Origin of the sequence: Limimonas halophila, assembly GCF_900100655.1 — a bacterium.
Lineage (GTDB): Bacteria > Pseudomonadota > Alphaproteobacteria > Kiloniellales > Rhodovibrionaceae > Limimonas > Limimonas halophila.
Map to the genome: position 1 here is coordinate 151,501 of NZ_FNCE01000005.1, position 23,488 is coordinate 174,988.

At 70.4% G+C, this 23,488-nt stretch carries 20 protein-coding genes and 1 tRNA gene; 13 read left to right on the forward strand and 8 right to left on the reverse strand.

Annotated elements, in window-relative coordinates; all coding sequences use genetic code 11:
• Positions 1–49 precede the first annotated feature (49 nt).
• Positions 50–718, forward strand: a complete 669-nt coding sequence (locus BLQ43_RS08630; protein WP_245659517.1) for a DUF938 domain-containing protein — start codon at positions 50–52, stop codon at positions 716–718.
• Between the two features lie 35 nt (positions 719–753).
• Positions 754–1,368, forward strand: a complete 615-nt coding sequence (locus BLQ43_RS08635; RefSeq protein WP_218119164.1) for an exopolysaccharide biosynthesis protein — start codon at positions 754–756, stop codon at positions 1,366–1,368.
• A gap of 8 nt (positions 1,369–1,376) precedes the next feature.
• On the opposite strand, the gene BLQ43_RS08640 is transcribed toward BLQ43_RS08635, so the two are convergent.
• The 5 genes from BLQ43_RS08640 to BLQ43_RS08660 form a co-directional block, all read right to left on the reverse strand.
• Positions 1,377–1,781: a gamma-butyrobetaine hydroxylase family protein gene (locus tag BLQ43_RS08640; RefSeq protein ID WP_090019793.1), complete on the reverse strand. Its 405-nt coding sequence runs from the start codon at positions 1,779–1,781 to the stop codon at positions 1,377–1,379.
• A 7-nt stretch (positions 1,782–1,788) separates the two neighbouring features.
• Positions 1,789–1,968 (reverse strand): Trm112 family protein, encoded by a 180-nt coding sequence (locus BLQ43_RS08645; RefSeq protein ID WP_090019794.1) that lies wholly within the window; start codon positions 1,966–1,968, stop codon positions 1,789–1,791.
• Positions 1,969–2,012: 44 nt separating this feature from the next.
• Positions 2,013–2,750 carry an LON peptidase substrate-binding domain-containing protein gene (locus BLQ43_RS08650; protein WP_090019796.1) on the reverse strand — a complete coding sequence of 246 codons (738 nt, stop codon included), beginning with the start codon at positions 2,748–2,750 and terminating at the stop codon, positions 2,013–2,015.
• On the reverse strand, positions 2,747–3,685 hold the full coding sequence (gene trxA, locus BLQ43_RS08655) for a thioredoxin (protein ID WP_090019798.1): 939 nt from the start codon (positions 3,683–3,685) through the stop codon (positions 2,747–2,749). Before trxA ends, BLQ43_RS08650 begins: the two co-directional genes overlap by 4 nt.
• Before the next feature lie 113 nt (positions 3,686–3,798).
• A complete protein-coding gene (locus BLQ43_RS08660) occupies positions 3,799–4,356 on the reverse strand; it encodes a prolyl-tRNA synthetase associated domain-containing protein (protein ID WP_090019800.1) in 558 nt (185 codons plus the stop codon).
• Between the two features lie 174 nt (positions 4,357–4,530).
• Between BLQ43_RS08660 and BLQ43_RS08665 the strand changes: the two genes are divergently transcribed.
• Positions 4,531–4,606 (forward strand) — tRNA-Gly (locus tag BLQ43_RS08665).
• Between the two features lie 57 nt (positions 4,607–4,663).
• Here the strand turns inward: BLQ43_RS08665 and BLQ43_RS08670 are convergent.
• Positions 4,664–5,770 (reverse strand): SMP-30/gluconolactonase/LRE family protein, encoded by a 1,107-nt coding sequence (locus tag BLQ43_RS08670; protein WP_090019802.1) that lies wholly within the window; start codon positions 5,768–5,770, stop codon positions 4,664–4,666.
• Between the two features lie 335 nt (positions 5,771–6,105).
• On the opposite strand from BLQ43_RS08670, the gene BLQ43_RS08675 reads away from it, so the two are divergent.
• The 6 genes from BLQ43_RS08675 (at position 6,106) to BLQ43_RS08700 (ending at position 18,966) form a co-directional block, all read left to right on the forward strand.
• Positions 6,106–6,570, forward strand: a complete 465-nt coding sequence (locus tag BLQ43_RS08675) for a CopD family protein (protein WP_090019804.1) — start codon at positions 6,106–6,108, stop codon at positions 6,568–6,570.
• Positions 6,571–6,692: 122 nt separating this feature from the next.
• On the forward strand, positions 6,693–11,573 hold the full coding sequence (locus tag BLQ43_RS08680; RefSeq protein ID WP_090019806.1) for an NAD-glutamate dehydrogenase: 4,881 nt from the start codon (positions 6,693–6,695) through the stop codon (positions 11,571–11,573).
• Between the two features lie 427 nt (positions 11,574–12,000).
• A complete protein-coding gene (acnA, locus tag BLQ43_RS08685) occupies positions 12,001–14,778 on the forward strand; it encodes an aconitate hydratase AcnA (protein WP_437123476.1) in 2,778 nt (925 codons plus the stop codon).
• Between the two features lie 147 nt (positions 14,779–14,925).
• On the forward strand, positions 14,926–15,831 hold the full coding sequence (locus tag BLQ43_RS08690; RefSeq protein WP_090019808.1) for a transglutaminase family protein: 906 nt from the start codon (positions 14,926–14,928) through the stop codon (positions 15,829–15,831).
• A gap of 174 nt (positions 15,832–16,005) precedes the next feature.
• Positions 16,006–18,465: an ATP-binding protein gene (locus BLQ43_RS08695; protein WP_090019810.1), complete on the forward strand. Its 2,460-nt coding sequence runs from the start codon at positions 16,006–16,008 to the stop codon at positions 18,463–18,465.
• A gap of 171 nt (positions 18,466–18,636) precedes the next feature.
• Positions 18,637–18,966, forward strand: coding sequence for a DMT family transporter (locus BLQ43_RS08700; protein WP_090019813.1), 330 nt, complete (start codon positions 18,637–18,639; stop codon positions 18,964–18,966).
• Positions 18,967–18,979: 13 nt separating this feature from the next.
• On the opposite strand, the gene BLQ43_RS08705 is transcribed toward BLQ43_RS08700, so the two are convergent.
• Positions 18,980–20,248, reverse strand: coding sequence for an MFS transporter (locus BLQ43_RS08705; protein ID WP_090019815.1), 1,269 nt, complete (start codon positions 20,246–20,248; stop codon positions 18,980–18,982).
• Between the two features lie 153 nt (positions 20,249–20,401).
• On the opposite strand from BLQ43_RS08705, the gene BLQ43_RS08710 reads away from it, so the two are divergent.
• The 4 genes from BLQ43_RS08710 (at position 20,402) to BLQ43_RS08720 (ending at position 22,318) form a co-directional block, all read left to right on the forward strand.
• Complete coding sequence (locus BLQ43_RS08710; RefSeq protein ID WP_090019816.1) at positions 20,402–20,740, forward strand: DUF4112 domain-containing protein; 339 nt, start codon at positions 20,402–20,404, stop codon at positions 20,738–20,740.
• A gap of 66 nt (positions 20,741–20,806) precedes the next feature.
• The gene (locus BLQ43_RS14750; protein ID WP_218119165.1) at positions 20,807–20,965 is read left to right on the forward strand and encodes a hypothetical protein; all 159 of its coding nucleotides are present in this window, start codon (positions 20,807–20,809) and stop codon (positions 20,963–20,965) included.
• Positions 20,932–21,849, forward strand: a complete 918-nt coding sequence (locus BLQ43_RS08715; RefSeq protein WP_218119166.1) for a Glu/Leu/Phe/Val dehydrogenase family protein — start codon at positions 20,932–20,934, stop codon at positions 21,847–21,849. The genes BLQ43_RS14750 and BLQ43_RS08715 overlap by 34 nt, the downstream gene beginning before the upstream one ends.
• 13 nt (positions 21,850–21,862) lie before the next feature.
• Complete coding sequence (locus tag BLQ43_RS08720) at positions 21,863–22,318, forward strand: YbaN family protein (protein WP_090019911.1); 456 nt, start codon at positions 21,863–21,865, stop codon at positions 22,316–22,318.
• Positions 22,319–23,149: 831 nt separating this feature from the next.
• Here BLQ43_RS08720 and BLQ43_RS08730 read toward each other — a convergent pair.
• Positions 23,150–23,344, reverse strand: coding sequence for a DUF742 domain-containing protein (locus BLQ43_RS08730; RefSeq protein WP_090019820.1), 195 nt, complete (start codon positions 23,342–23,344; stop codon positions 23,150–23,152).
• Positions 23,345–23,488: the final 144 nt, after the last annotated feature.

A 23,488-nucleotide genomic window follows, 5' to 3' on the forward strand; every position in this document is an offset into this window, starting at 1 on the left:
ACCATAGGTGGGCTGCGCCTTTGCGCCCGCCGCAGCGAGGGAGATGGTCGTGAGCTCCAACGTTTACCAGAGCGCCGACAGCAAGCCGGGGTTCACCGAAGCCGAGGACGCGCGCCGTTCCGCGCCGGCCGCGCTGCGCAACCGCGAGCCCATCCGCGAGGTGCTGGTGCGGGTGCTGCCGACGACCGGCACCGTGCTGGAAATCGCCGCCGGCACGGGCGAGCACGCCGTCGCCTTCGCCGCCGCGCTGCCGGGCGTGACCTGGCTGCCCAGCGACCCCGAGCCGGGCATGCGCGCCTCCATCGCCGCCCACGCCGCGGCCGAGGGCGTCGCCAACGTCGCCGAGCCGCTGGACCTGGACGTCAGCGCCGATACTTGGCCGGTCGAGCGCGCGGACGCCCTCGTCTGCATCAACCTGCTGCACATCTCGCCGTGGGCGGCCACGCAGGGGCTGTTCGCCGGCTGCGCCCGCATCCTGCCGCCCGGCGCGCCCGTGGTCGTCTATGGCCCGTTCACGCGCGACGGCGCCCACACCAGCGAGAGCAACGCCAAGTTCGACGCGCAGTTGCGCAGCAAGAACCCGGAGTGGGGCATCCGCGACGTCGCCGAGGTCGCGGGCGACGCCCAGCGCCACGGCGTCGCCCTGGACGAGGTCGTCGAGATGCCCGCCAACAACCTGATCCTCGTCATGCGGATGACCTCGGACCGGCGGGCCTGAGCGCGCCCGGTCTGAGGGCCTGAGCGGAAGCCAGTGTGCAGCGCGATCTTCCAGACGCCGAGGCGGGCCGAGCGGCGCGCGTGCCCACCTCGGCGATCCTGCGCCGGCTGATGCACGACGCCCCGGCGGACACCGTGACCCTGGCCTGGATCGTGACGCGCCTGGGTGATCGCTCCTTCGGCATCGTGCTGCTGCTGGTGGCGCTGATCGGGCTGCTGCCGGGCGCGTCGCCGGTCATGGGGCTGCTGCTCACCGTCCCGGCCGTGCAGATGCTGCTGGGGCGCGAGGTGCCCCGGCTGCCCCGGCGCATCGCCGCGCGCCCGCTGTCGGCCCCGCGTTTCACGCGGCTGGTGGCGCGACTGGCCCCGGCGCTGGAGCGCATGGAACGCCTCGTGCGCCCGCGCTGGCGCACGCCCTTCGGCGCGACCAAGCGCGGCATCGGCCTTGTGGTGCTGCTGCTGGCCGCGACCATGCTCGCGCCGCTGCCGTTCAGCCACGTCCTGCCCGTGTTCGCCATCGGGCTGCTGGCGCTGGCGTTTCTGGAGGAGGACGGCGTGCTGCTCGCGCTCGCGCTGGCCGCGGCCACGGTGTCGCTCGGTGTCACGGCCGCGATGGTGTGGGGCGCGGTCGAAGCCGGAATGTTGCTGTAACCGCCGGGTCAGCCGCGGCGCTGGGGCTCGCGCGAAAGGCCCTGGTTTTCCAGCTCGGCCAGGTACTGCTGCCACAGCGTGTCCTGCTGCTCGCCCAGCTTGCGCAGGTAGGCCCAGGAATAGATGCCGGTGTCGTGCAGGTCGTCGAAGCGCAGGCGCACGGCGTAGTTGCCCACCGGCTCCACGGCCATGATGCCGACATGCTTGCGCCCCGGCACGGTCTGGCGCTGGTCGGGGCTGTGGCCCTGCACCTCCGCCGAGGGGCTGTGCACGCGCAGGAACTCGGCGGGGTAGGTGAAGCTTCGGCCGTCGTCGAAATCCACGCGCAGCGTCTTGCTGTCACTGTCGTAGTGGATTTCCAGCGGCCAGTGCTGGGTGCCGTAGCGGGTGGCGGCGTTGTCCTCGTCGCTCATCGCGGCCTCACGCGTCGAGCTGGCGGGCCTCGTCCGGCAGCATGATGGGGATGCCGTCGCGGATGGGGTAGGCGAGGCCCGCCGCGCGGCTGATCAGCTCCTGGTTGTCGCGGTCGTATTCCAGCTCCGCCTTGGTGACGGGGCAGACCAGAATGTCCAGCAGCTTGCGGTCGATCTCGGTGCTCATGGGGCGTGGGTCTCCGGGGCGCGTGTCTTCGCCTCTCGCGCCGCTCAATGGCGCGACGGGGCGATGTCGTACTGGTTGCCGCCCAGGATCGCCATTTCCAGCATGCTTGTCATCGCCTGCGCGCGCATCGTGATGTCGGGCGCTTCCAGCAGGGTCTGCTTTTCGCCCGAGGAGAAGGGGCACACCATCGCCAGCGAGGTGACGAGGTGGCAGTCGGGCGCCTGCTGGATGGCGTCCCAGTCCGCCTCGATGCCCTGCTGCTCGAAGTACCCCGCCAGCGCCTCCAGCAGCCGCACGCGGTCGAACTTCGGCTGCTGCGGCTTGAGATCGGCCAGGTAGCGGTCGAAGGCCGGCACGACCCGGCGCACGCCGCCGCGGGTGGGGTATTCGCGCTCGATGCGGAAGCGCGTCACGCCGCGCAGCGTGATCAGGAAACGCCCGTCCTTGGTCTCGCTGAAGGAGACGATGCGCCCCGCGCAGCCAACGCGGTAGACGGGCCCGCTGCCCGGGTCCGCGTCGGGGTCCCCTTCGCCGCCGGCCTCCTCGGGCGGCAGGCACTCGAACGCGGCGCGCTCGGGGCAATCCTCATCGGCGGGTTGGACCATCCCGATCATGCGCGATTCGGCCAGCGCCGTGCGCACGAGGCTGAGGTAGCGCGGCTCGAAGACATTGAGCGGCAGCCGGCCGCCCGGCAGCAGCAGCACGCCGGGCAGCGGAAAGATCGGCAGGGTGGCCGGCAGCTCGTCGGGCCGCGGGTCGAAGGGATTGGTGTCTTCGCTCATGCGAACAGGATCGACGACAGGCGGCGCCGCGCGCTCTTGGTGACGGGGTCCTGTGCGCCCCACGCCTCGAAGAACTTCACGAGTTGGGTGCGCGCGGCCTCGTCTTCCCAGTGGCGGTCGCGCTTGATGATCTCAAGCAGCTGGTCACAGGCGTCCTCGCGCCGGCCGGCGGCGTTGTAGGCCATGGCCAGGTCGTAGCGCGCCTGCAGATCGGCCGGATCGGCGGCGATGCGCTGCTCCAGCTCGCCGATCTCGCCCGTGCCGGCGGACTGTTCGGCCAGCTCGATGGCCGCGCGGGCGGAATCCAGCTCGGGCTTCGCCTGGACCTCCTCGGTGAGCGCGTCGAACAGCTCGCGCGCGCCGGTGACGTCGCCGTTGGCGAGGTGGCAGCGGATCAGGCCCGCCAGCGCCTGCTCGTTCTGCTCGTCGCGGTCCAGCACCTGGTGGTAGAGGCTCTGCGCCGTGGCGGCCTCGCCCGCGTCGAGCGCGCCCTGGGCCTGCTGCAGCGCCTGCTCGATGGCCTGGCGCTGCTCCTCCTCGGAGCCGCCGGCGGCCTTGGCGACCTCCTCGACGAACTGGCGCACGCCGGATTCCTGCTGCGCGCCCTGGAAGCCGTCGAGCGGCCGGCCCTGGTAGAAGGCGTAGACGGTGGGCAGGGACTGGATGCGCAGCTGCTGGGCCAGCTCGGCGTTCTCGTCGACGTTCAGCTTGACCAGCTGAACCTTACCGTTCTGCTCCTGGACGACCTTCTCCAGCAGGGGACCGAGGGTCTTGCAGGGGCCGCACCAGGGCGCCCAGAAGTCCACGATCACGGGCCGCTGCATCGAGCCTTCGATGACGTCCCGCGCGAAGTTGGTCTGGTCGGTGTCCTTGACGACGTCGGCCGGTGCGTTTCCGCCGCCCTGCTGGGCCTGACCGATGAGCGACTCGTTCATGATGTGCCGTCCCGTGTGTCGCTGGCGTGCCGGGCTCGGGCGGCGCCTCCGCCGCCGGCCCTTGGGAAATGGCTGCGCGGCTGCGTGGTGACAAGGCCGTGAAAGGCCCGGCGTCAGCCGCCCGTCGCCGCGCCGCCCGCGTCGAAATCGATGGTGCCCGGCGCGTGGCCGATGGCCTCCAGGAAGGTGATCAGGTCGCGCGCGGCGATGGTCGTGGTCATGGTGTTGTCGAGCGGGTGGAAGTTGAGCGCGGCGTAGGTGTCCATCATGCCGCGGTCGAGCACGACCTGCACGGCCTGGGTGGTGTCGTTGATGGCGGCGAAGGGCGTCACCGCGCCCGGAATCACGCCCAGGTAGCGGCCCAGGCGGTCGGCGCTGCCGAAGGACAGCCGCCCGGCGCCGAGCTGCTCCTGCAGCCACTTGAGGTCCACCTCGCGGTCCTCCAGGCAGACGACGAGCCACATGCGCCCCTTCTTGTCGCGCAGGAAGAGGTTCTTGGTGTGGCCGCCCTCCAGCTTGCCGCGCAGCTCCTTGGCCTGGTCCACCGTGACCACGGGCGGGTGCTCCACGGTGTTGACCACGATCCCCAGCTCGTCGAGCCGGCGGAAGAGGTCGTCCGGCGTCGCCGGGCTGCCGCCGTCCACGAGTTGAATGCCGCCGTCCTCGCTCATTGCGCGCTCCCCTCCGCTGTGCGGTTGCGTTGGCCGGGTGATCGCCGCGCGGCCGCGCGGCGTCAAGCCGGCCGGATGAGCGCGTGCGATCGCTTGGAAAAAACCCCTTGCGTCGGCCCGCCGACATCCGTACATGTCTGGACGTGCTGGGGCGGCGACCGCCGCGACATCGCTGCGGGCGTAGCTCAGGGGCTAGAGCGTCTGCTTGCCATGCAGAAGGTCGTGGGTTCGAATCCCATCGCCCGCTCCAGCTTGTGAACCCCCGGGCCGAGCAAGGCCCGGGGGTTCTTTTATGGTCCCCCGTCGTTTACGTATCCCCGTCGTTTTCCCGGCAGACCAGCAGCGCGTCGTCCAGCAGGCCCGCCGCGATCAGTCTGCCGTGCGTGCGAATCGCCGCCGTCGCCATGTTCAGGCGCGTGCCCGTGCGGTCGCGCACCAGGGTTTGCGTGCCGCCCGTCGCAGGGTCGACGGCGACCACGTGGCTGCCCGCGCGCCGGTGGCCAAAAACGCGGTAGCGCGCCATCCCCGTCGCCGTCAGCGAATCGTGCACGGCCGCCAGAATCGGCCCCGATTCGCTCCAGGTCAGGTTGTCCGGCCCGCCGGGCAGGGGGTGCGTCGCCACCGGCCCGGCGTGCACGGCCTCGGCGTCGTAGATGCGAATCCGCTCGCCGCGCGTTTCCGCCACCGCCAGCCGCGCGCCGTCCGGCCCGAGCGTCACGCCGTTCGCCATGGCCAGCTCGTCGGCCACCGTTCGGATGCGCGGCTCGTTTGTCAGCTCTACGCGCAGCAGCTTCGCCCGGTCCAGGCCCAGCGTCATCTCCAGCCAGCGCCCGAACCCCCGGCAGGCGCCGTGGTCGCGCGTGACGAAGGCCGTGGTCGGCGAGCGCGCGGCGACGTCGTTGGCGCGGCACAGCGCCGGATCGCGCAGGCTGGCCACGCGGGTCAGGCTGTCGCCGGTCGGTTCCAGGACCGCCAGCCGGAAGCGCTTGCGCCAGCCGCCGCCGGCCTTGCCCCAGGCGTGGTTCACCGCGAACAGCCGCGCTTTGCCGCCCTGGCGCGCGAAGCCGATGCCGTGGGGGTGGAAGGCGCCGTCCAATTGGCCCGTCAGCTTGCGGATGCGCAGCTTGCCGTCGCCCGCGCGCAGCGCGGCCGCCGACACCGCGTAGATGCCGCCGTCCGGCGGGCGCTCGCCCGCGTCCGTGGCGTCGGCCACGGCCCAGCGGTCGTAGGCGGAGAGGTAGAGGCGGCCGGTCGCGGGATCGTGCGCGAGATCTTCCACCCCGCGCACCGGCGCGCCGCCCGCCGCGTCCACGAGCGGGCGGCGGGTGCAGGTCTCGGCGGCGGGCACCGGCGCGGCGGCGGTGGTCAGGGCGCAGGCGAGGGCGGCGGCGCGGGCGGCTCGGCGCGGCGGCATGGCGGGCTTGGTCCGTGGCCGTGTCGGTGGTGGGATCGCGTCTGCCCCGTTGCGCGCCGCGCCCGCAACCGTAGAGCATCGTGCATGAAATCGTATTTGCCGAGAAAGCTGGAAACCTCACGCTAGGTTCCTGTTTTTCCTGTGCGAGCAGATTCCGCGCCTGCGGCGCGGGAGCCTGGTGGCTGTCCACGCACGAGCAAGCGGAATCACGCCGGGACGGCCGCGGGGTGTGGGCGCGACACGAGATAAAGTCCGGCCACGGTGGTGTGGGCGTGACACCCTGAATAAGGTGATACCGCTTTACGGCGATCTGCTCTAAAGCCGGAGGAACCGCCATGCCCGACATCGCCCTCGCGCTTGCCCTGCACGCGCTCGCCGCCGTCGTCTGGGTCGGCGGCATGGCCTTCGCCTACGCCTTCGTGCGCCCGGCCCTGGGCGCGCTGGAGCCGCCCGCGCGGCAGGCGCTGTGGCGCGGCACCTTCGCGCGCTTCTTCCCCGTGGTCTGGGTCAGCATCGCCGTGCTCCTGGCGAGCGGCTACTACGTGCTCTTCCAGGGCTTCGGCGGCTTCGCCGGCGCGGGGATGCACGTGCACCTCATGCACCTGCTGGCGTGGGTGATGACGGCGATCTTCGCCTACGTCTTCTTCGGCCCCTGGCGGCGCTTCAAGGCGGGCGTGGACGGCGGCGACCCGGCGAGCGCCAAGGCCGCGATCGAGCGCATCCGCGTGATGGTGGCGATCAACCTGACCCTGGGCCTGATCGTGGTGGCGGTGGGGGCGAGTGGGCGCTACTGGGGCTGACCGCGCGGCGCGGCGTTTTCTCGCCTCGCGATGCGCGCTACCCTTCCCAATCGGAAAAAGCAGCCCGCCCCATCCAGCCCGATCAAGCAGATCAAAAAACGTCGCCGGGGAGGCCAGACCGCATGACCACGGGCACCGACCAGCTCAAGAAGGACCTCATCGAGCGCGTCGTCGAGCGCGTCCACCATCGCAACGACGCCGAGCGGGCCCGCTGGCTCGACGCCTTCGTGCGGCAGTTCTACCGCCACGTGCCGCCCGACGACCTGCTGGACGACGAGCCCGACAACCTCTACGGGCGCGCGCTGGCGATGTACGCCTTCGCCCAGCAGCGCCAGCCCGGCCAGGCGCGCGTGCGCGTCTACAACCCCGATCACGAGGAGCACGGGTACCGCACCTCCCACACCATCGTGGAGGTGGTCACCGACGACATGCCCTTCCTGGTGGACTCCATCACCTCGCAGCTCAGCGAGTACGAGGGGCAGGTCCACCTCGTCATCCATCCGATGTTCGTGGTCACGCGCGGCACCAACGGGCGGCTGACGGCCATCGACGCGCCGGACAGCGACGCCGTGCCGGGCGAGGACGCCAGCGGCGCCGAACGGCGCACGGCCGACGCCGAGCCCGTGCGCGAGTCCTTCATGCAGATCGCCATCAGCGAGCAGGCGCCCGAGCGGCTCCCCGAGGTGCGCCGGCGCCTGGAGGGCGTGCTCGCCGATGTGCGCGCGGCCGTGCGCGACTGGCGGCCCATGCGCGACAAGATGGGCGCGCTCATCGACGAGCTGCGCACCGCGCCGCCGGACCTGAACCAGGGCGAGATCGACGAAACCCTCGCCTTCCTCGAATGGGCGAACGCCGACAACTACACCTTTCTGGGCTACCGCCGCTACACCTTCGAGGGCGAAGGCGACGACGCCATCGCCCACATCGATCCGGATGCCGGCCTGGGCGTGCTGCGCGACCCCGACTACCGCATCTTCGAAGGGCTGCGGAACCTGGGGCGCCTGCCGGCGGACGTGCGCACCTTCCTGCACCAGCACGAGCTGCTGCGCATCACCAAGGCCAACCACCGCGCCACGGTGCACCGCCCCGTGCACATGGACACGATCGCGGTGAAGATCTTCAACGACAAGCGGCAGGTGGTGGGCGAGCACCTGTTTACCGGGCTCTTCACCTCCGCCGCGTATTCGCGCAGCCCCACGGAGATCCCGCTGCTGCGGCGCAAGGTGGATCAGGTGCTCGCGTGGTCGGGCTTCCGCCGCGACAGCCACAACGGCAAGGCGCTGCTCAACATCCTGGAGAACTATCCCCGCGACGAGCTGTTCCAGATTTCCGACGAGGACCTGTACAGCATCGCGATGGGGATTCTTCATCTCCAGGAGCGCCAGCGCGTCGCGCTCTTCATGCGCCGCGACGCCTTCGAGCGCTTCGTCTCCTGCATGGTCTACGTGCCCCGCGACCACTTCTCCACGACGCTGCGCCTGCGCTTTCAGGACATCCTGGCCAAGGCCTTCAACGGCGAGGTCTCGGCCTTCTACACCAACCTGACCGAGGCCGTGCTGGCGCGCGTCCACATCATCGTGCGCACCACCCCGGGCGAGATCCCGCAGGTCGACAAGCAGGCCCTGGAGCGCCGGCTGGCGGACGCGGCGCGCTCCTGGCGCGACCACCTGCGCGACGCGCTCGTCGACGACCGCGGCGAGCAGGCCGGGCTGGCGGCCACGCGGCGCTTCGGCGACGCCTTCCCCGCCAGCTACCAGGAAACCTTCACGCCCCACACGGCCGTCTTCGACATCGCGCGCACCGAGCGCGCCATCGCCGACGGCGATCTGGCGCTCAACCTCTACCGCCCGATCGAGGCGGACGAGGACGAGGTGCGCTTCAAGATCTATCACTACGGCGGGCCGATTCCCCTGTCGCGCATCCTGCCCGTGCTGGAGAACATGGGCGTGCAGGTGATCTCGGAGCATCCCTACGCCGTCCAGCCCGCCGACCTCGACAAGTCGGTCTACATCCACGACTTCGGCATGCGCGTGGCCGGCGGCCATGCCAGCGACCTCTCCGCGTTGAAGGCGAAGTTCCACGACGTCTTCGACCGCGTCTGGCACGACCGCATGGAGAACGACGGCTTCAACCGGCTGGTCCTGCTGGCGGGGTTGGACTCGCGCGACATCATCGTCCTGCGCGCCTACTGCAAGTACCTGCGCCAGGCCGCGATCCCCTTCAGCCAGAGCTACATGGAGGACACGCTGGCCGGGAACCCGGGTATCGCGGCGCAGCTCGTCCAGCTCTTCCACCGCCGCTTCGACCCGGCCTTCCAGGGCGACCGCGACACCGCCTGCGGCGAGACGGTGGCCGCGGTCCACGCCGCGCTGGAGGAGGTGGAGAGCCTGGACCAGGACCGCATCGTGCGGCGCTTCCTCAACGCCATCGAGGCCACCCAGCGCACCAACTTCTTCCAAAGCGCGGACGAGGGCGGCGAGAAGCCCACGCTTTCGCTCAAGATCGCCAGCCGCGAGGTGGACGAGCTGCCGCTGCCGCGGCCTTTCCGCGAGATCTTCGTCTATTCCCCACGCGTGGAGGCGGTGCACCTGCGCTTCGGCCTGGTCGCGCGCGGCGGGCTGCGCTGGTCCGACCGGCGCGAGGACTTCCGCACCGAGATCCTCTCGCTCGCCAAGGCGCAGCAGGTGAAGAACGCCGTCATCGTCCCCGTGGGCTCCAAGGGCGGCTTCGTCTGCAAGCGCCCGCCGGCCGCCAGCGCCGGCAAGCAGGCGATGTGGGACGAGGGCATCGCCTGCTACAAGCTGTTCATCCGCGGCATGCTGGACGTAACCGACAACCTCGTGCAGGACGCCGTGGATCCGCCGACAAACGTGGTGCGCTGGGACGCCGACGACCCCTACCTCGTCGTCGCGGCGGACAAGGGAACGGCCACCTTCTCCGACTACGCCAACGAAGTCTCCCAGGCCTACGGCTTCTGGATGGACGACGCCTTCGCCTCCGGCGGCTCGGCGGGCTACGACCACAAGGAGCTGGCGATCACGGCCCGCGGCGCCTGGGAGTCCGTCAAGCGCCACTTCCGCGAGCGCGGTAAGGACATCCAGAACGAGGACTTCACCGTCGTCGGCTGCGGCGACATGGCGGGCGACGTCTTCGGCAACGGGATGCTGCTGTCCAAGCACATCCGCCTGGTGGGCGCGTTCAACCACATCCACATCTTCGTCGATCCGAATCCCGACGCGGCGGCCTCGTGGCAGGAGCGCAAGCGCCTGTTCGACGAGGTGAAGGGCTGGGACCAGTACGACACCAGCAAGATCTCCAAGGGCGGCGGGGTGTTCGAGCGCCGCGCCAAGTCGATCACGCTCACGCCCGAGATCAAGAAGGCCTTCAACATCAAGGCGGATCAGTGCACACCCAACGAACTGATCCGGGCCATGCTGCTGGCGAAGGTGGAGCTGCTCTGGTTCGGCGGCATCGGCACCTACATCAAGGCCAGCCACGAAACCAACGCCGAGGTCGGCGACCGCGCCAACGACCCGCTGCGCGTCAACGGCGAGGACCTGAACGCCACGGTGATCGGCGAGGGCGCCAACCTGGGCGCCACGCAGCACGGTCGCATCGAGTTCTCGCTGGAAGGCGGGCGCTGCAACGCCGACTTCATCGACAATTCGGGCGGCGCCGACTGCTCCGACCACGAGGTCAACCTGAAGATCCTGCTGGGCGCGGTGGAGCAGGCGGGCGAGATGACCCGCAAGCAGCGCAACCAGCTGCTGGAGCGCATGTCCGAGGACGTCGCCCAGCTCGTCCTGCGCACCAACTACCTGCAAACCCAGGCGCTCTCGGTTACGGAGCAGCTGGGCGTCCACCTGCTCAACCGCAACGCGCGCTTCATGCACGCCCTCGAGCGCAGCGGCAAGCTCAACCGCTCGCTGGAGGCGCTGCCGGACGACGAAACCATCCTGGAGCGGCGCAAGGCGGGCATCGGGCTGATGCGCCCGGAAATGGCCGTGCTCATGGCCTACGCCAAGAACGTGCTCTACGCCGAGCTGCTGGCCTCCGGCCTGCCGGACGATCCCTTCATGCGCGGCGAACTGCACGCCTATTTCCCCAAGGCCGCGCGCTCGACTTATCCGGCCTACGTGGACAGTCACCGCCTGTGGCGGGAAATCATCGCCACCTCGATGACCAACGAGGTCATCAACCGCTGCGGCCTCGCCTTCGTGCACGAGATGCGCGAGCGCACGGGCAACTCGCCCGACGCCATCTGCCGCGCCTATACGGTCGTGCGCGAGGTCTTCGGCCTGCAGGCGCTCTGGGACGAGATCGAGTCCCTGGACACCAAGGTGCCGGCGGCGACGCAGGCGGCCATGATGGTGGAGATCGGCCGCACGATCGAGCGCACGGCCACCTGGTTCCTGCGCACCCGCGAGCAGCCCATGGCCGTGCAGGACGCCGTCGACACCTACGCCGACGGCGTGGGCACGGTTGCCGGCAACCTGGACGCGCTGCTGACCAAGGACGGCCGCAAGCACGTCGACGAGAAGGCGCGCGAATTCACCCAGAAGGGCGCGCCCAAGGAGCTCGCCCGCCGCGTGGCGGCGCTGGGCATCCTGCCGACGGCGCTGGACATCGTGCAGACCGCGCACGAGCTCGATCTGCCGGTTCAGGAGGTGGGCACCACCTACTTCGCCGTGGGCCACCGCTTCGGCTTCGACTGGCTGCGCACGGCGGCCAACCAGCTGCCCACGGACAACACCTGGGACAAGCTGGCGATCACCGCCATCGTGGACGACTTCTACAGCCACCAGACGGCGCTGACGCACAACGTGCTGACCAAGGCCGACGGGGCCGGCGGCGCGCAGGCGGTGGACGCCTGGGCGCGCACGCGCGAGCACACCGTCAACCGCACGCACGAACTCTTGCAGGAGATGCAGTCCACGGGCACGCCGGACCTGGCGATGCTGGCGGTCGCCAACCGCCAGATGAAGAGCATGGTCCAGGGCTGATCGGGCAATCCGGCGGATCAGTCCGCCGAACTGACGGCTTTGCAGGGAGGGCTCACGGTTCTCATTGAGCAGAGCCGGTCCAGGAATGACAAAACGCGGGAAAACCCCACCCCCTCACAAGCTCCCCCTCTCCTTCGTTGAAGGGGAAGGGGGAGAAGGTGGTGCGGAGCGCATGCTCCGCGCCACCAGTGGGGGGGGTGGGGATGATCCCTGAAGCCTGGCATGGCGTCAGAGGCCCACGGGGCGTTGGCGCGCCCCGGCGTTTCGCGAAGGCGTGATCGGGCGCCCATGGCGCGCGACCGCGTGTCCAAAGCCCGGATCGTTGCGATCCGGCCGCCTCATGCCCTAGATTGCGCATGCCGCAGCGCACAAAAAGCCATAAAGCCCGCCGGCTTCCAACGCGCGGGCACGCCGCACAACGACGGGAGTGATCACCGTGGCCGCACAGAACAGCTTCAACAGCCGCCAGACCCTCACGGTCGAGGGGCAGGACTACCGCTACTATTCGATCTCGGAGGCCATGCGGAACGGCCTGGGCGACGTCTCGCGCCTGCCGTTCTCGCTCAAGGTCCTGCTGGAGAACCTGCTCCGCCACGAGGACGGCAACACGGTCACGCCCGACGACATCACGGCGATGCAGGGCTGGCTGGCGAACGCGCAGTCCAGCCACGAGATCCCGTACCGGCCGGGGCGCGTGCTCATGCAGGACTTCACCGGCGTGCCGGCCGTGGTGGACCTCGCGGCCATGCGCGACGCCATGAACGACCTCGGCGGCGATCCCGCGCGCATCAACCCGGCCACACAGGTCGATCTGGTGATCGACCACTCCGTCATGGTCGACGTCTTCGGCTCGCCGCAGGCGTTCAAGCAGAACGTCGACCGCGAGTTCGAGCGCAACCGCGAGCGCTACGAGTTCCTCAAGTGGGGCCAGCAGGCGTTCGACAACTTCCGCGTGGTGCCGCCGGGAACCGGCATCTGCCACCAGGTGAACCTGGAGTACCTGGGCCAGTCGGTGCTGACCAAGCAGGACAGCGACGGCGCCACGGTGGCGCTGCCGGACACCCTGGTGGGCACGGACAGCCACACCACGATGATCAACGGCCTGGGCGTGCTCGGCTGGGGTGTCGGCGGCATCGAGGCCGAGGCGGCCATGCTGGGCCAGCCCATCTCGATGCTGATCCCGGACGTGGTCGGCTTCAAGCTGCGCGGCGAACTGCCCGAGGGCGCCACGGCCACGGACCTCGTGCTCACGGTCACGCAGATGCTGCGCGAGCACGGCGTCGTCGGCAAGTTCGTCGAGTTCTACGGCCCCGGCCTCTCGGCGCTGACGCTCGCCGACCGCGCCACGATCGGCAACATGGCGCCCGAGTACGGGGCCACCTGCGGCTTCTTCCCCATCGACCGCGAGACCACGCGCTATCTTGAGTTCACGGGCCGCGACCCGCACCGCATCAAGCTGGTGGAGGAATACTGCAAGGCCCAGGGCCTGTGGCGCGAGGACGACACGCCCGATCCGGTCTTCTCCGAAACGCTGGAGCTGGATCTACGCGACGTGGAGCCGTCCATCGCCGGGCCCAAGCGCCCGCAGGACCGCATCGCGGTCAGCTATGCGGCCAGCGAGTTCTCCGCGCACATGTACCAGGAGCTGGGCCTGGACCCGAACGGCAACGGTGCCGCCAGCAACATGGCGGAAGAGGGCCCGGCCGCCGTGGCCGACGACATGAAGGCGTTCGACGACAGCGGCATCGCGGTGGAAGGCGAGAACTACCGCCTGAACCACGGCGACGTGGTCATCGCCGCCATCACCTCCTGCACCAACACCTCCAACCCCAGCGTGATGATGGGCGCCGGGCTGCTGGCCCGCAACGCGCTGGAGAAGGGGCTTGAGGTGAAGCCCTGGGTGAAGACCTCGCTGGCGCCGGGCTCGCAGGTGGTGACGGACTACCTGGAGGCCGCCGGGCTGCAGGACGACCTGGACGCGCTGGGCTTCAACCTCGTGGGCTACGGCTGCACCACCTGCATCGGCAACTCCGGCCCGCTGGCGGACAACATCGCGGGCGCCATCGAGCAGGGCGACATCATCGCGTGCTCCGTGCTCTCCGGGAACCGCAACTTCGAGGGCCGCATCAACCCGCACTGCCGGGCGAACTTCCTGGCCTCGCCGCCGCTGGTGGTGGCCTACGCGCTCGCCGGCAACATGCGCGTGGATCTGCTCAACGACCCGCTGGGCGAGGACGCCAAGGGCAATCCGATCTACATGAAGGACATCTGGCCCTCGGCGAACGAGATCCAGGACAAGATCGCCAACTCCCTGACGCCCGAGATGTTCCAGCAGCGCTACGCCAACGTCTTCCACGGGCCGAAGGAGTGGCAGGAGATCCCGGTCAGCGGCGGCACGACCTATCAGTGGGACCCCGAGAGCACCTACATCCAGAAGCCGCCCTTCTTCGAGGGCATGTCGCGGGACGTGCCGGCGCTGGAAGACGTCACGGGCGCGCGCATGCTCGCCATGCTCGGCGACAGCGTGACCACGGACCACATCTCCCCCGCCGGCGCCATCAAGAAGAACAGCCCCGCCGGGCAGTACCTCATGGACCGCGGCGTCCAGCCCAAGGAGTTCAACTCCTACGGCTCGCGGCGCGGCAACCACGAGGTCATGATGCGCGGCACCTTCGCCAACATCCGCATCCGCAACGAGATGGTGCCGGGTGTCGAGGGCGGTGTGACCGTCCACCTGCCGGACGGCGAGCAGATGTCCATCTACGACGCCGCCATGAAGTACCAGCAGGAGGGCGTCTCGCTCGTCGTCGTCGCGGGCAAGGAGTACGGCACCGGCTCCTCGCGCGACTGGGCGGCCAAGGGCACGCGCCTTCAGGGCGTGCGCGCCGTGATCGCCGAGAGCTACGAGCGCATCCACCGCTCCAACCTGATCGGCATGGGCGTGCTGCCGCTGCAGTTCCCCGACGGCGTGAGCCGCAAGAGCCTCCAGCTCACCGGCGAGGAGGTCTGGGAGATCACCGGCATCGCCGCCGGCCTGGACCCGCGCAAGGAGGTGGACGCCCGCATCCACCGCCCGGACGGCTCGACGGAGGACGTCAAGCTGCTGGCGCGCGTGGATACCGGCGACGAGGTGGCGTACTACCGCAACGGCGGCATCCTGCACTACGTGCTGCGCCAGATGCTCGCGGGCACCCAGAACGCCTGACCGTCCCCGCCCGCGCGATCACACCCCCCGTTCCCCGTTCCGGCCGACGGCCGGGCGGGGTGCGGGGTTGATTTCGTCCGCGGCGCATGATCTGGCTGCGCCGCAGTCCGCACAGCGGGCTTTTCGTCAACGGCGTCGGAGTGCGCGATGCAGCGCATGCGCGTGCGTCACACCACGACGTACCACTACAAGCGCCCCGTTTCCTTCGGGGAGCACCGCCTGATGTTCCGTCCCCGCGACAGCCACGACATGCGGGTCATGGGGACCAACCTGCGCATCGCGCCGCCGCCGGCGGAAACGCGCTGGCTGCACGACGTCTTCTCCAACTCCCTCGCGATCGTCACCTTCGACCGCCCGGCCGAAACCCTGGTGTTCGAGAGCACGATCGACATCGCGCACTACGGGGCCAGCGCCGAGGACTTTCCGGTGGCGCCGTATGCGCGCACCTATCCCTTCAGCTATCCGGCCGAAGAGGCGCCGGACCTGAACCGCTTGGTGGAGCGGCACTACGTCGACGGCGAGCACCGCGTGGACGCCTGGGCCAAGGCCTTCGTCCACGAAGCCGAGGATCCGGTGGATACCGTCGGCCTGCTGCGGAACATCACCCAGGCCATCCACCGCGACTTCCGCTACGAGGTGCGCCACGCCGTGGGCACGCGCAGCCCGGCGAAGACGCTGGAGCTGGGCACGGGCTCGTGCCGCGACCTCGCGCTCTTGATGATGGAGGCGGCGCGCAGCCTCGGCTTCGCCGCGCGCTTCGTCAGCGGCTACCTCTACGACCCCGCGCTCGACACCAACGGCACGGGCGATCAGGGCCTTCAGGGCGGCGGCAACACCCATGCCTGGGTGCAGATCTACCTGCCCGGCGCGGGTTGGGTGGAGTTCGACCCCACCAACGGCAAGATGGGCGGCGGCAACCTGATCCGCGTCGCCGTGGCGCGCGACCCCGGCCAGGCCATCCCGCTTCAGGGCACCTTCACCGGCTACCCCGACGACTTCCAGCGCATGGACGTTGACGTACAGGTGACGACCAACGTCGAGGGCGAGGGGTAACGCCGCCGGCGTCTGCGGCGGTGCGTCGCACCCGCGGCGGCCGCGGCCTGTGTTGGGTTTTTCGGCCTTTCGTGGTCTCCCCTTTGGGTGCATGGTGCCCGTTAAAGCACGCGCTTTGGGTGTGGTTGCCGCGGCCCGGCACATCGCCGGCTGCGGCGTGCGCTGGAGGCCCCCATGCCTCAACGGTTGTTCGACCCGTCGGCATCCGGGCAGGTTTTGGAAACCTCGGCGCTGGCGGCGTTGTTCGAGGGCATGCCGGATGCCGTCCTGCTTGCGGATGCGGAGCGCCGCATCGTGCTGGCCAATCCGGCGGCGGAACAAATTTTCGGCTATTCGGCGTCGGAGCTGATCGGCAACCGCACGCGGATGCTGTACGCCGACTCGGCCGACTACGAGGCGACCGGGCGCAAGCACTTCAACCCCCTCAGCACCGCCAACACCGGCGTCTACGAGATCCGCTATCAGCGCAAGTCGGGGGAGACCTTCCCCAGCGAGACCACGGGCTCGACCGTGCGTGACGCGGACGGCACCGTTCTGGGCTACCTCGGCATCATCCGCGACATATCGCGCCAGCGCCAGATTCAGGAGGTGATGCAGGCGCTGTACGCCAAGACGGCCGACCAGGAGCTGAGCAGCGACGAGAAGATCCAGGAGATCCTGGCGCTGGGTGCCCGCCACTTCCGCATGCCGCTGGGCATCGTCAGCCACGTCCGCGGCACCACCTACACCGTGCTGCACGCGACCTCGCCGGGCGGCGAGGTGACGCCCGGCAGCACCTTCGATGTCCGCGGCACTTACTGCACGCACACCCTTCAGACCGATGGGCCGACGGCCTTCGCCCACGTCGGCGAGAGCGCACTGGCCGCGCACCCCTGCTACCGGACTTTCCGGCTGGAGAGCTACATCGGCGTGCCGCTGTGGGTGGACGGGGAGCGCTTCGGCACGCTCAACTTTTCCAGCTGGCAGCCGCACGCCCCGTTCGAGGACGCCGACCGCGAACTCATTCAGCTGTTCGCCCAGTGGATCAGCCACGAACTCAGCCTCGCCCGCGCCTTCGACGCCGTCCGCCAAGCGAAGCGCGAGGCCGAGGTCGCGCGCACCGAAGCCGAACGGGCGAACGCGGCGAAGTCGCGCTTCCTCGCCACGGTGTCGCACGACCTGCGGACGCCGCTGACGGGCCTGATGGGGATGCTGGACCTGCTCAGCACCTCGCGGCTGGACAGCGAGGAGCGCGCCTACGTCGAGCACGCGCGCACCTCCGCCCAGGCCCTGCTGGACCTGCTGAACGACACCTTGGACGTCTCCAAGATCGAGTCGGGCCACATGCAGTTCGAGCGCGCGCCCGTGCACGTGCCGGAGCTGGTGCGCTCGGTCGCCGCGCTCTTCGAGCCCAAGGCCCGGCAAGCGGGGGTGGCGCTGCAGGTGTCCGTCGCCGATCGCTGCCCGACGCGTGTGCTCGGCGATTCCGTGCGCCTGCGCCAGATCCTCACCAACCTGGTCAGCAACGCGCTCAAATTTACGAGCGAGGGCGAGGTGCGCATCGAAGCGGGCGCCGGTCCGGGCGGCACGGGCGTGTGCCTCGCCGTGCAGGACACGGGGCCCGGCATTCCCGCGGCGCGCCAGCGCACCATCTTCGAGCCCTTCCAGCAGGCGGACGCGGCGACCACCCGCGAGCACGGCGGCACGGGGCTGGGGCTGGCGATCTCCAAGCAGCTGGCTGAGGGCATGGGCGGGCGCATCGACCTTGCCAGCAGCCCCGGCGCGGGCAGCCGCTTCGATGTCGTGCTGCCGCTGGAACACGCCGCCGAGGCCGAGGCCGCCCCGGACGGCGCCGGAAGCCAGTCGGCCGAGGGGCCCGAGCCGCTGTCGCTCCTGGTGGCCGAGGACAACCCCACCAACGGCCTGCTGCTGCGCACCGTGCTGGAACGCGACGGCCACAGCGTGCACCTCGTCACCGACGGCGAGGCCGCCGTCGAGGCCGCGCGGCGCGAGCCGTTCGATGCGGCCATCGTCGACGTTCACATGCCCGGCACGGGCGGGTTGGAGGCCGCGCGGCGCATCCGCGCCGGGGATGCACGCAATCCCGATCTGCCCGTCGTGGCGCTGACCGCCGACGCCGTTTCCGGGAACCGCGAGGGCTACACCGACGCCGGGGTGGCGGCGGTGTTGACCAAGCCGATCTCCTGGGCGGCGGTGCGGCGCACGCTTGCCGAGCTGACCGCCGCCGGCGGCGAGGCGCCCCGGACCGAAACCGACGCGCCGGCGGAGGCGGGGCGCTACGCCGAGTTGCCCCTGATCGACCCCGACCGCACCGCGGAGTTGCGCGCCGCCCTCGGGTCCGCGGGCTGCGCCGAGTTGATGGCGAGTTTCCGCGACAGCCTTCTGGACGAACGCGAGCGCGTCGCGAATGCCCACCGCCGGGACCCGGCCGACGCGCGCGCGGCGATGCACACGCTCAAGGGCGTTGCCCTGAATTACGGCGCGCGGCGGCTCGGCGCGGTGTGCGCCGATGCCCAGACGCGCGCCGAGGCGGGCGAGCTGAGCCAGGCGATGACCGCGGAGGTGCTGGCTGCGCTGGACGCCACGCTGGCCGAGGTTCGCGCCGCCAGCGACGACGGTGCTTCGGCGGCCTGATCCCGCCTCCGATCGGGCGCTTTCACCCATCAAAATCGCTGCTGCGCCATTGGGAGCCACCGGGCCGTCGCGCTCGCGGCGCTTGACTGTACCGGCTGGACGGTATAGTTTCGACACATGGCAAGGCGCCGCCAGGACGATGACCCGGGCCGCCGCCGGGAGGGATCCGCCATGACCTTCGGTCTGCCCGCATTCCTGCTCACGCTGGCGATCGCCAGCGAGATCGTCGCCACCTCGGCGCTCAAGGCCTCGGAGGGCATGACGCGCCTGGGCCCCTCCGCGCTCGTGGTGGCGGGCTACGCCGCGGCCTTCCTGTTGCTGGCGCACACCCTGAAGACGATGCCCGTGGGCGTGGTCTACGCCATCTGGTCTGGGGTCGGGATCGTGGGCGTGGCGCTGGTGGGCGCGATGCTCTTCGGCGAGGCCGTCACCGCGCCCAAGCTCGCCGGCATGGGGCTGATCGTCGCCGGGGTGGCGCTGTTGAAGGTGAACGCTGCGTAACGGCGGTGCCTGTTCAGCCGGCCGCGCGGAAGCTGCCGTGCGGGGCCCGCCTGGCGCGCAGCAGGTACCAGCCCCAGCCGAGTAGGCAGAGCGCCCAGAACAGCGCGAAGGCGCTGCGATAGGCTTCGGGCGGGTAGCGGCCGCCGGTTTCCGGCCACAGGTCGACGATGCCGCCGATGGCGTACTGCGCCGCGAAGGCCGTGGTGAACACCAGCAGGTTGAGCGCGGCGTTGGCGCGCCCGGCGTAGGCCAGCGGCACGTGGCGCGACAGCAGGGTGTAGGACAGCGCCGTGACATTCCCCATCAGCCCGAAGGCCACCCACGGCACGGGCGCCCACGGCACCAGCCCCAGAATCAGCACGCCGAAGACCAGCAGGAAGATGGCGATGCCCACGCTGACGGTGACGGTCAGCGGGATGCCGATGCGCTCCAGGGTCGAGGCCAGGCTGCCCCAGAGGATGAAGCCCGCCGTCATGGCGATCATCACCACCAGCAGCGTCTCCGCCACCTCGGCGCGGCCCATGCCCGCCACGTCGCGCAGCCAGGGCCCCGCCCACAGCCCGGTGATCGAGAGCGTGGTGCCCATGCACAGCACCGCCACGGGCGCCAGGCGCCAGAAGAAGGGGTCGGCGTAAACCGCCGTCAGCCCCGCCACCTGGTCGCCCAGGCGGACGTGCGCGTGCCCCGCGCCGGTCTCGGGCACGATGAACCAGATCGCCGCCGACACGCCCACCGTGAGCGCCGCCAGCGCCAGGAACACCCCGCGCCAGTCGGTCACGGTCAGCAGCGCCTCCACCGGCGCGGTCGCGGACACCGCGCCCAGCCCGCCCATGGCGAGGAAGAAACCGTTGACGATGGGCCAGCGATGCGCGGGGAACCACTGGGTGATCGCCTTGAACGCGGCCATCAGCCCGCCCGCGACGCCCAGCCCGATCAGCGCCCGCGCCAGCCACAGCTGCAGCAGCCCTTCGCCCAGCGCGAAGCCGACCGCGCCCAGGGCCGCCAGCAGCATCAGCGTCCCGTTCACCCGGCGCGGGCCGAAGCGGTCCAGCAGCAGCCCCAGCGGCAGCTGGAAGGCGGCGAAGGCGACGAAATAGGCGCTCGTCAGCAGCCCCAGGTCGGCGGCGCTCAGGCCCACGTCCGCCTGAAGGCGGTCGGCGATGATCGCCGTCACCGTGCGGTAGAGGTAGGACAGGTAATACCCGCCCGCGAACGGCAGGAAGACCGTCAGGACCGCGCGCGCGGTCACGCGCGCCGGGGGCTCGTGGGGCTGTGCGCTCATGGCCGAAGCGGTTTCGGGTGCTGGTGGGCCGCCCGGCCTTATGCCGGATCGCGGGCACGGCGTGAACCCCGCCGCGCGGCGCGAGCGCGCGCCTCGACGCGGCGCGCGGGAATCGCGTACCCCGTGCGGGTGAGCTGGTGGAGGGCGGCGCCGATGGCGGACCGGGCGCGCGAGGTGCAGCGGCTGGCGACCCTGGCGCACTGGCTGGACGATTTCCTGCGCATCCCCGGCACGCGCATCCGGGTGGGGCTGGACCCCATCCTGGGGCTGGTGCCGGGCGGCGGCGACGCCGTCATGGCCGCGGTGTCGCTCTTGATCGTGGCGCGCGCCTGGCAGCTCGGGGCGCCGCCCGCCCTGGTCGCGGCCATGCTGGGCAACGTGGCGCTGGATTTCGTCGTGGGGCTCGTGCCCGTGGCCGGCGACCTGCTCGACGCCGGGGTGAAGTGCAACCGCCGCAACGTGAACCTGCTTCGCCGGCACCTCGGGGTTTGACGCGTGGTTGCACGCGCGCCGCGGCGCGGTAAGGCTGCACGCAGAGCGGCAAAGTGGAGACGAGCCGTGTTCGACCATCCCGCCTACGACGCCCACGAGCACGTGCTGCACAGCAGCGAGCCGGAAACCGGCCTGCGCGCCATCGTGGCCGTGCACCACACCGGCCGCGGCCCGGCGTGGGCGGCCTGCGCATGTACCCCTATCCCGACGCCGAGGCTGCGCTGACGGACGTGCTGCGCCTGTCGCGCGGGATGACCTACAAGAACGCGCTCGCGGAGCTGCCCTTCGGCGGCGGCAAGAGCGTGCTCATCGGCGACCCGCACAGCGACAAGACGCGCGCCCTCTTCCACGGCATGGGCCGCGCCGTGGACGCGCTCGGCGGGCGCTACAAGGTGGCCGAGGATTCCGGCATCGCCGTTCCCGACGTGGACACGATGGGGGAGGTGACGCCCCACGTCGCCGGCACCACCGCCGACGGCAGCAGCGATCCCTCGCCCGTGACGGCCTGGGGCGTCTTCCACGGCATGCGCGCGGCGCTCCGGCACCGCCACGGCTCGGATTCCTTCGCCGGGCGGCGCGTCGCCGTGCAGGGCGTCGGCGCCGTGGGCCGCAAGCTCTGCCGGCACCTGGCCGAGGCGGGCGCGGAGCTGGTGGTCGCCGACACCAATCCGGAAGCGGCGCGGGAAGCGGCCGACGCGCTGGGCGCGGCGGTGAGCGAGCCGGACGCCCTCCTGCGCGCGGACGCGGATATCCTGGCGCCCTGCGCCATGGGCGCGGTCCTCAACGACGCCACGATCCCCGAGCTGCGCGCCGGCATCGTCGCGGGCGCGGCGAACAACCAGCTGGAGGCCGACCGCCACGCCGAGATGCTCAGCCAGCGGGGGGTGCTCTACGCGCCCGACTACGCCGTCAACGCCGGCGGTGTCATCAACATCAGCCACGGCGGCCCCGGCTACGACGCGCAGGCCGCGCTGGCCCACGCGGCGCGCATCCACGACACCCTGCTGGAGATCTTCCAGCGCGCCGAGCGCGAGGCCACCACCACCGCCGCCGCGGCCGACCGCGTGGCGGAGACCCGCTTCACACCGCGCGGGCGCGGACCAATCTGACTCCGGCGTGGTCATGCCAGCGGGGGTGAGCGACGTGGGCAGCGATCCGGGTAACGGCCACGACGGACCGCCGACGGCCGGCCGGCTCACACGCTGGCTCTGGCTCGGTTTCGGCCACGGCTGTGTGGCGCTGGGCACGGCGGGTGCGGCACTGCCGCTGCTGCCAACCGTGCCCTTCCTGCTCCTGGCCGCCTGGGCGTACGCGCGCGGCTCGCGGCGCCTGCGCGAGCGCTTGTTCGCCCACCCCCGCTTCGGCCCGTCGCTGCGCGCCTGGCGGGATCACGGCGTCATCTCTCGGCGCGGCAAGATCGCCGCTGTGGCCGCGTGCGGCGTCTCCATCGCCATCGCCGTGGCCTCGGCGGACGGCGTCGTCGTGCCGGCCGTCGCCGGGACCGCCATCGCGGGCGCGGCCACCTTCGTCGTGACTCGGCCTTCCCATGCGGCCGAGTCCGGACGCCGCCACGGCTGACATCGGCCGGATCGGACCCTCGCGGGCCGCCGAAACGCCATGCGCGAATCGCGCGTATTTTTGAACTCAAGTAAACGTTTTGCGCGTGGTGTTGGCCGATTCACCGTTTATCTCGCCCGCGACTACCACCAAAGATACAAGTGTTTCGTGGTTATTGGCCTTTATTCGAAGCACGTGAAATGCCACCCCGGTAACCGGCGCTCCGGGGGGCGGCGCCGGCGAAAACACGGACGAATGGCGATGATGACGACCGGTCATCGGGCACGTCGGGCGCCGGGGGGATGCCGCAAACGAAAGGCATGGCACCGGCACGGCTCGCCGCCGACAGCTGCGGGTGCGGCACCGTCGGACCTGGATTTGAGGCAGATAGGGGCTCTTTTTGGGCTGCTTCGGGAACCAAAGCTCTCGCAAAGCGGCCTGAAGTCCAAGGTGGTAGCCACCAAGCATTCGGGGAGTGCGAGCTCACCCAAAAGGGCGACAACACTGTTCACCAAATCTTCATTTTCCAAATTTTCAATGAGGCTACGGATCCCGGCGCGGTATACAGCCAGCGGTGGGCTCGGCGGCCGGCGTTGAATGGCAGGAGCAAAGGGGAAGCAACGGCCATGGCAGAAGCCAAGAAAGACAGCAACGCGCGCAACGAGGAAAGTTGCGCATGCACGCAGGCGTGGCGCATCGCATCCGACCTGCGGCCGCTCGTGACGAGTTTTTGTGCCCGCTGCCAGGGCACGGGCCCGACGTGCATCGTCGACCAACTCGTGGACGCTGTGGACGAGGCCGGGGAGACGGAAGAGGTGCCGGCGGGTCCGGTGGCGCCCGGCGACGTGCGCCTCAGCGGATCTGGCCCCGGGCGTGCGTAATCGCTTCGGTCAGCAGGGTTTCCACGACGTCGACAGGTAGTCGCAACTCCCCGGCGATGGCGTGCACCGAGTAGCCGTCCAGCGCCAGCCGCATCACCCAGCGGTGCTGCTCGCCGAGCGTGGACGGGCCGCTGCCCGGGTTCGTGGGGTGGTCGTTAGGTGACATGGCGGATGGTCACGCAACTCTGTGGTTGAAGCCCTGCCGTCCGGACGTGACACGCTAGCATTCACCACATCTCCGCCGAATACACCGGAAGTCGGATGACGGCGACGCCCAAGGCCGCGCCTCGCGGGCTATGTCCTTTATTTC

Bases quoted from the DNA above. Each gene is read 5' to 3' on its own strand.
- BLQ43_RS08660 (WP_090019800.1), bottom strand. From the start codon at position 4,356: ATGAGCGAGGACGGCGGCATTCAACTCGTGGACGGCGGCAGCCCGGCG.
- BLQ43_RS08695 (WP_090019810.1), top strand. From the start codon at position 16,006: ATGCCTCAACGGTTGTTCGACCCGTCGGCATCCGGGCAGGTTTTGGAA.
- BLQ43_RS08700 (WP_090019813.1), top strand. From the start codon at position 18,637: ATGACCTTCGGTCTGCCCGCATTCCTGCTCACGCTGGCGATCGCCAGC.
- BLQ43_RS08730 (WP_090019820.1), bottom strand. From the start codon at position 23,344: ATGTCACCTAACGACCACCCCACGAACCCGGGCAGCGGCCCGTCCACG.
- BLQ43_RS08640 (WP_090019793.1), bottom strand. From the start codon at position 1,781: ATGAGCGACGAGGACAACGCCGCCACCCGCTACGGCACCCAGCACTGG.
- BLQ43_RS08715 (WP_218119166.1), top strand. From the start codon at position 20,932: ATGTACCCCTATCCCGACGCCGAGGCTGCGCTGACGGACGTGCTGCGC.
- BLQ43_RS08720 (WP_090019911.1), top strand. From the start codon at position 21,863: ATGCCAGCGGGGGTGAGCGACGTGGGCAGCGATCCGGGTAACGGCCAC.
- BLQ43_RS08675 (WP_090019804.1), top strand. From the start codon at position 6,106: ATGCCCGACATCGCCCTCGCGCTTGCCCTGCACGCGCTCGCCGCCGTC.
- BLQ43_RS08705 (WP_090019815.1), bottom strand. From the start codon at position 20,248: ATGAGCGCACAGCCCCACGAGCCCCCGGCGCGCGTGACCGCGCGCGCG.
- BLQ43_RS08650 (WP_090019796.1), bottom strand. From the start codon at position 2,750: ATGAGCGAAGACACCAATCCCTTCGACCCGCGGCCCGACGAGCTGCCG.
- BLQ43_RS08680 (WP_090019806.1), top strand. From the start codon at position 6,693: ATGACCACGGGCACCGACCAGCTCAAGAAGGACCTCATCGAGCGCGTC.
- BLQ43_RS08710 (WP_090019816.1), top strand. From the start codon at position 20,402: ATGGCGGACCGGGCGCGCGAGGTGCAGCGGCTGGCGACCCTGGCGCAC.
- BLQ43_RS08645 (WP_090019794.1), bottom strand. From the start codon at position 1,968: ATGAGCACCGAGATCGACCGCAAGCTGCTGGACATTCTGGTCTGCCCC.
- BLQ43_RS08690 (WP_090019808.1), top strand. From the start codon at position 14,926: ATGCAGCGCATGCGCGTGCGTCACACCACGACGTACCACTACAAGCGC.
- BLQ43_RS08670 (WP_090019802.1), bottom strand. From the start codon at position 5,770: ATGCCGCCGCGCCGAGCCGCCCGCGCCGCCGCCCTCGCCTGCGCCCTG.
- trxA (WP_090019798.1), bottom strand. From the start codon at position 3,685: ATGAACGAGTCGCTCATCGGTCAGGCCCAGCAGGGCGGCGGAAACGCA.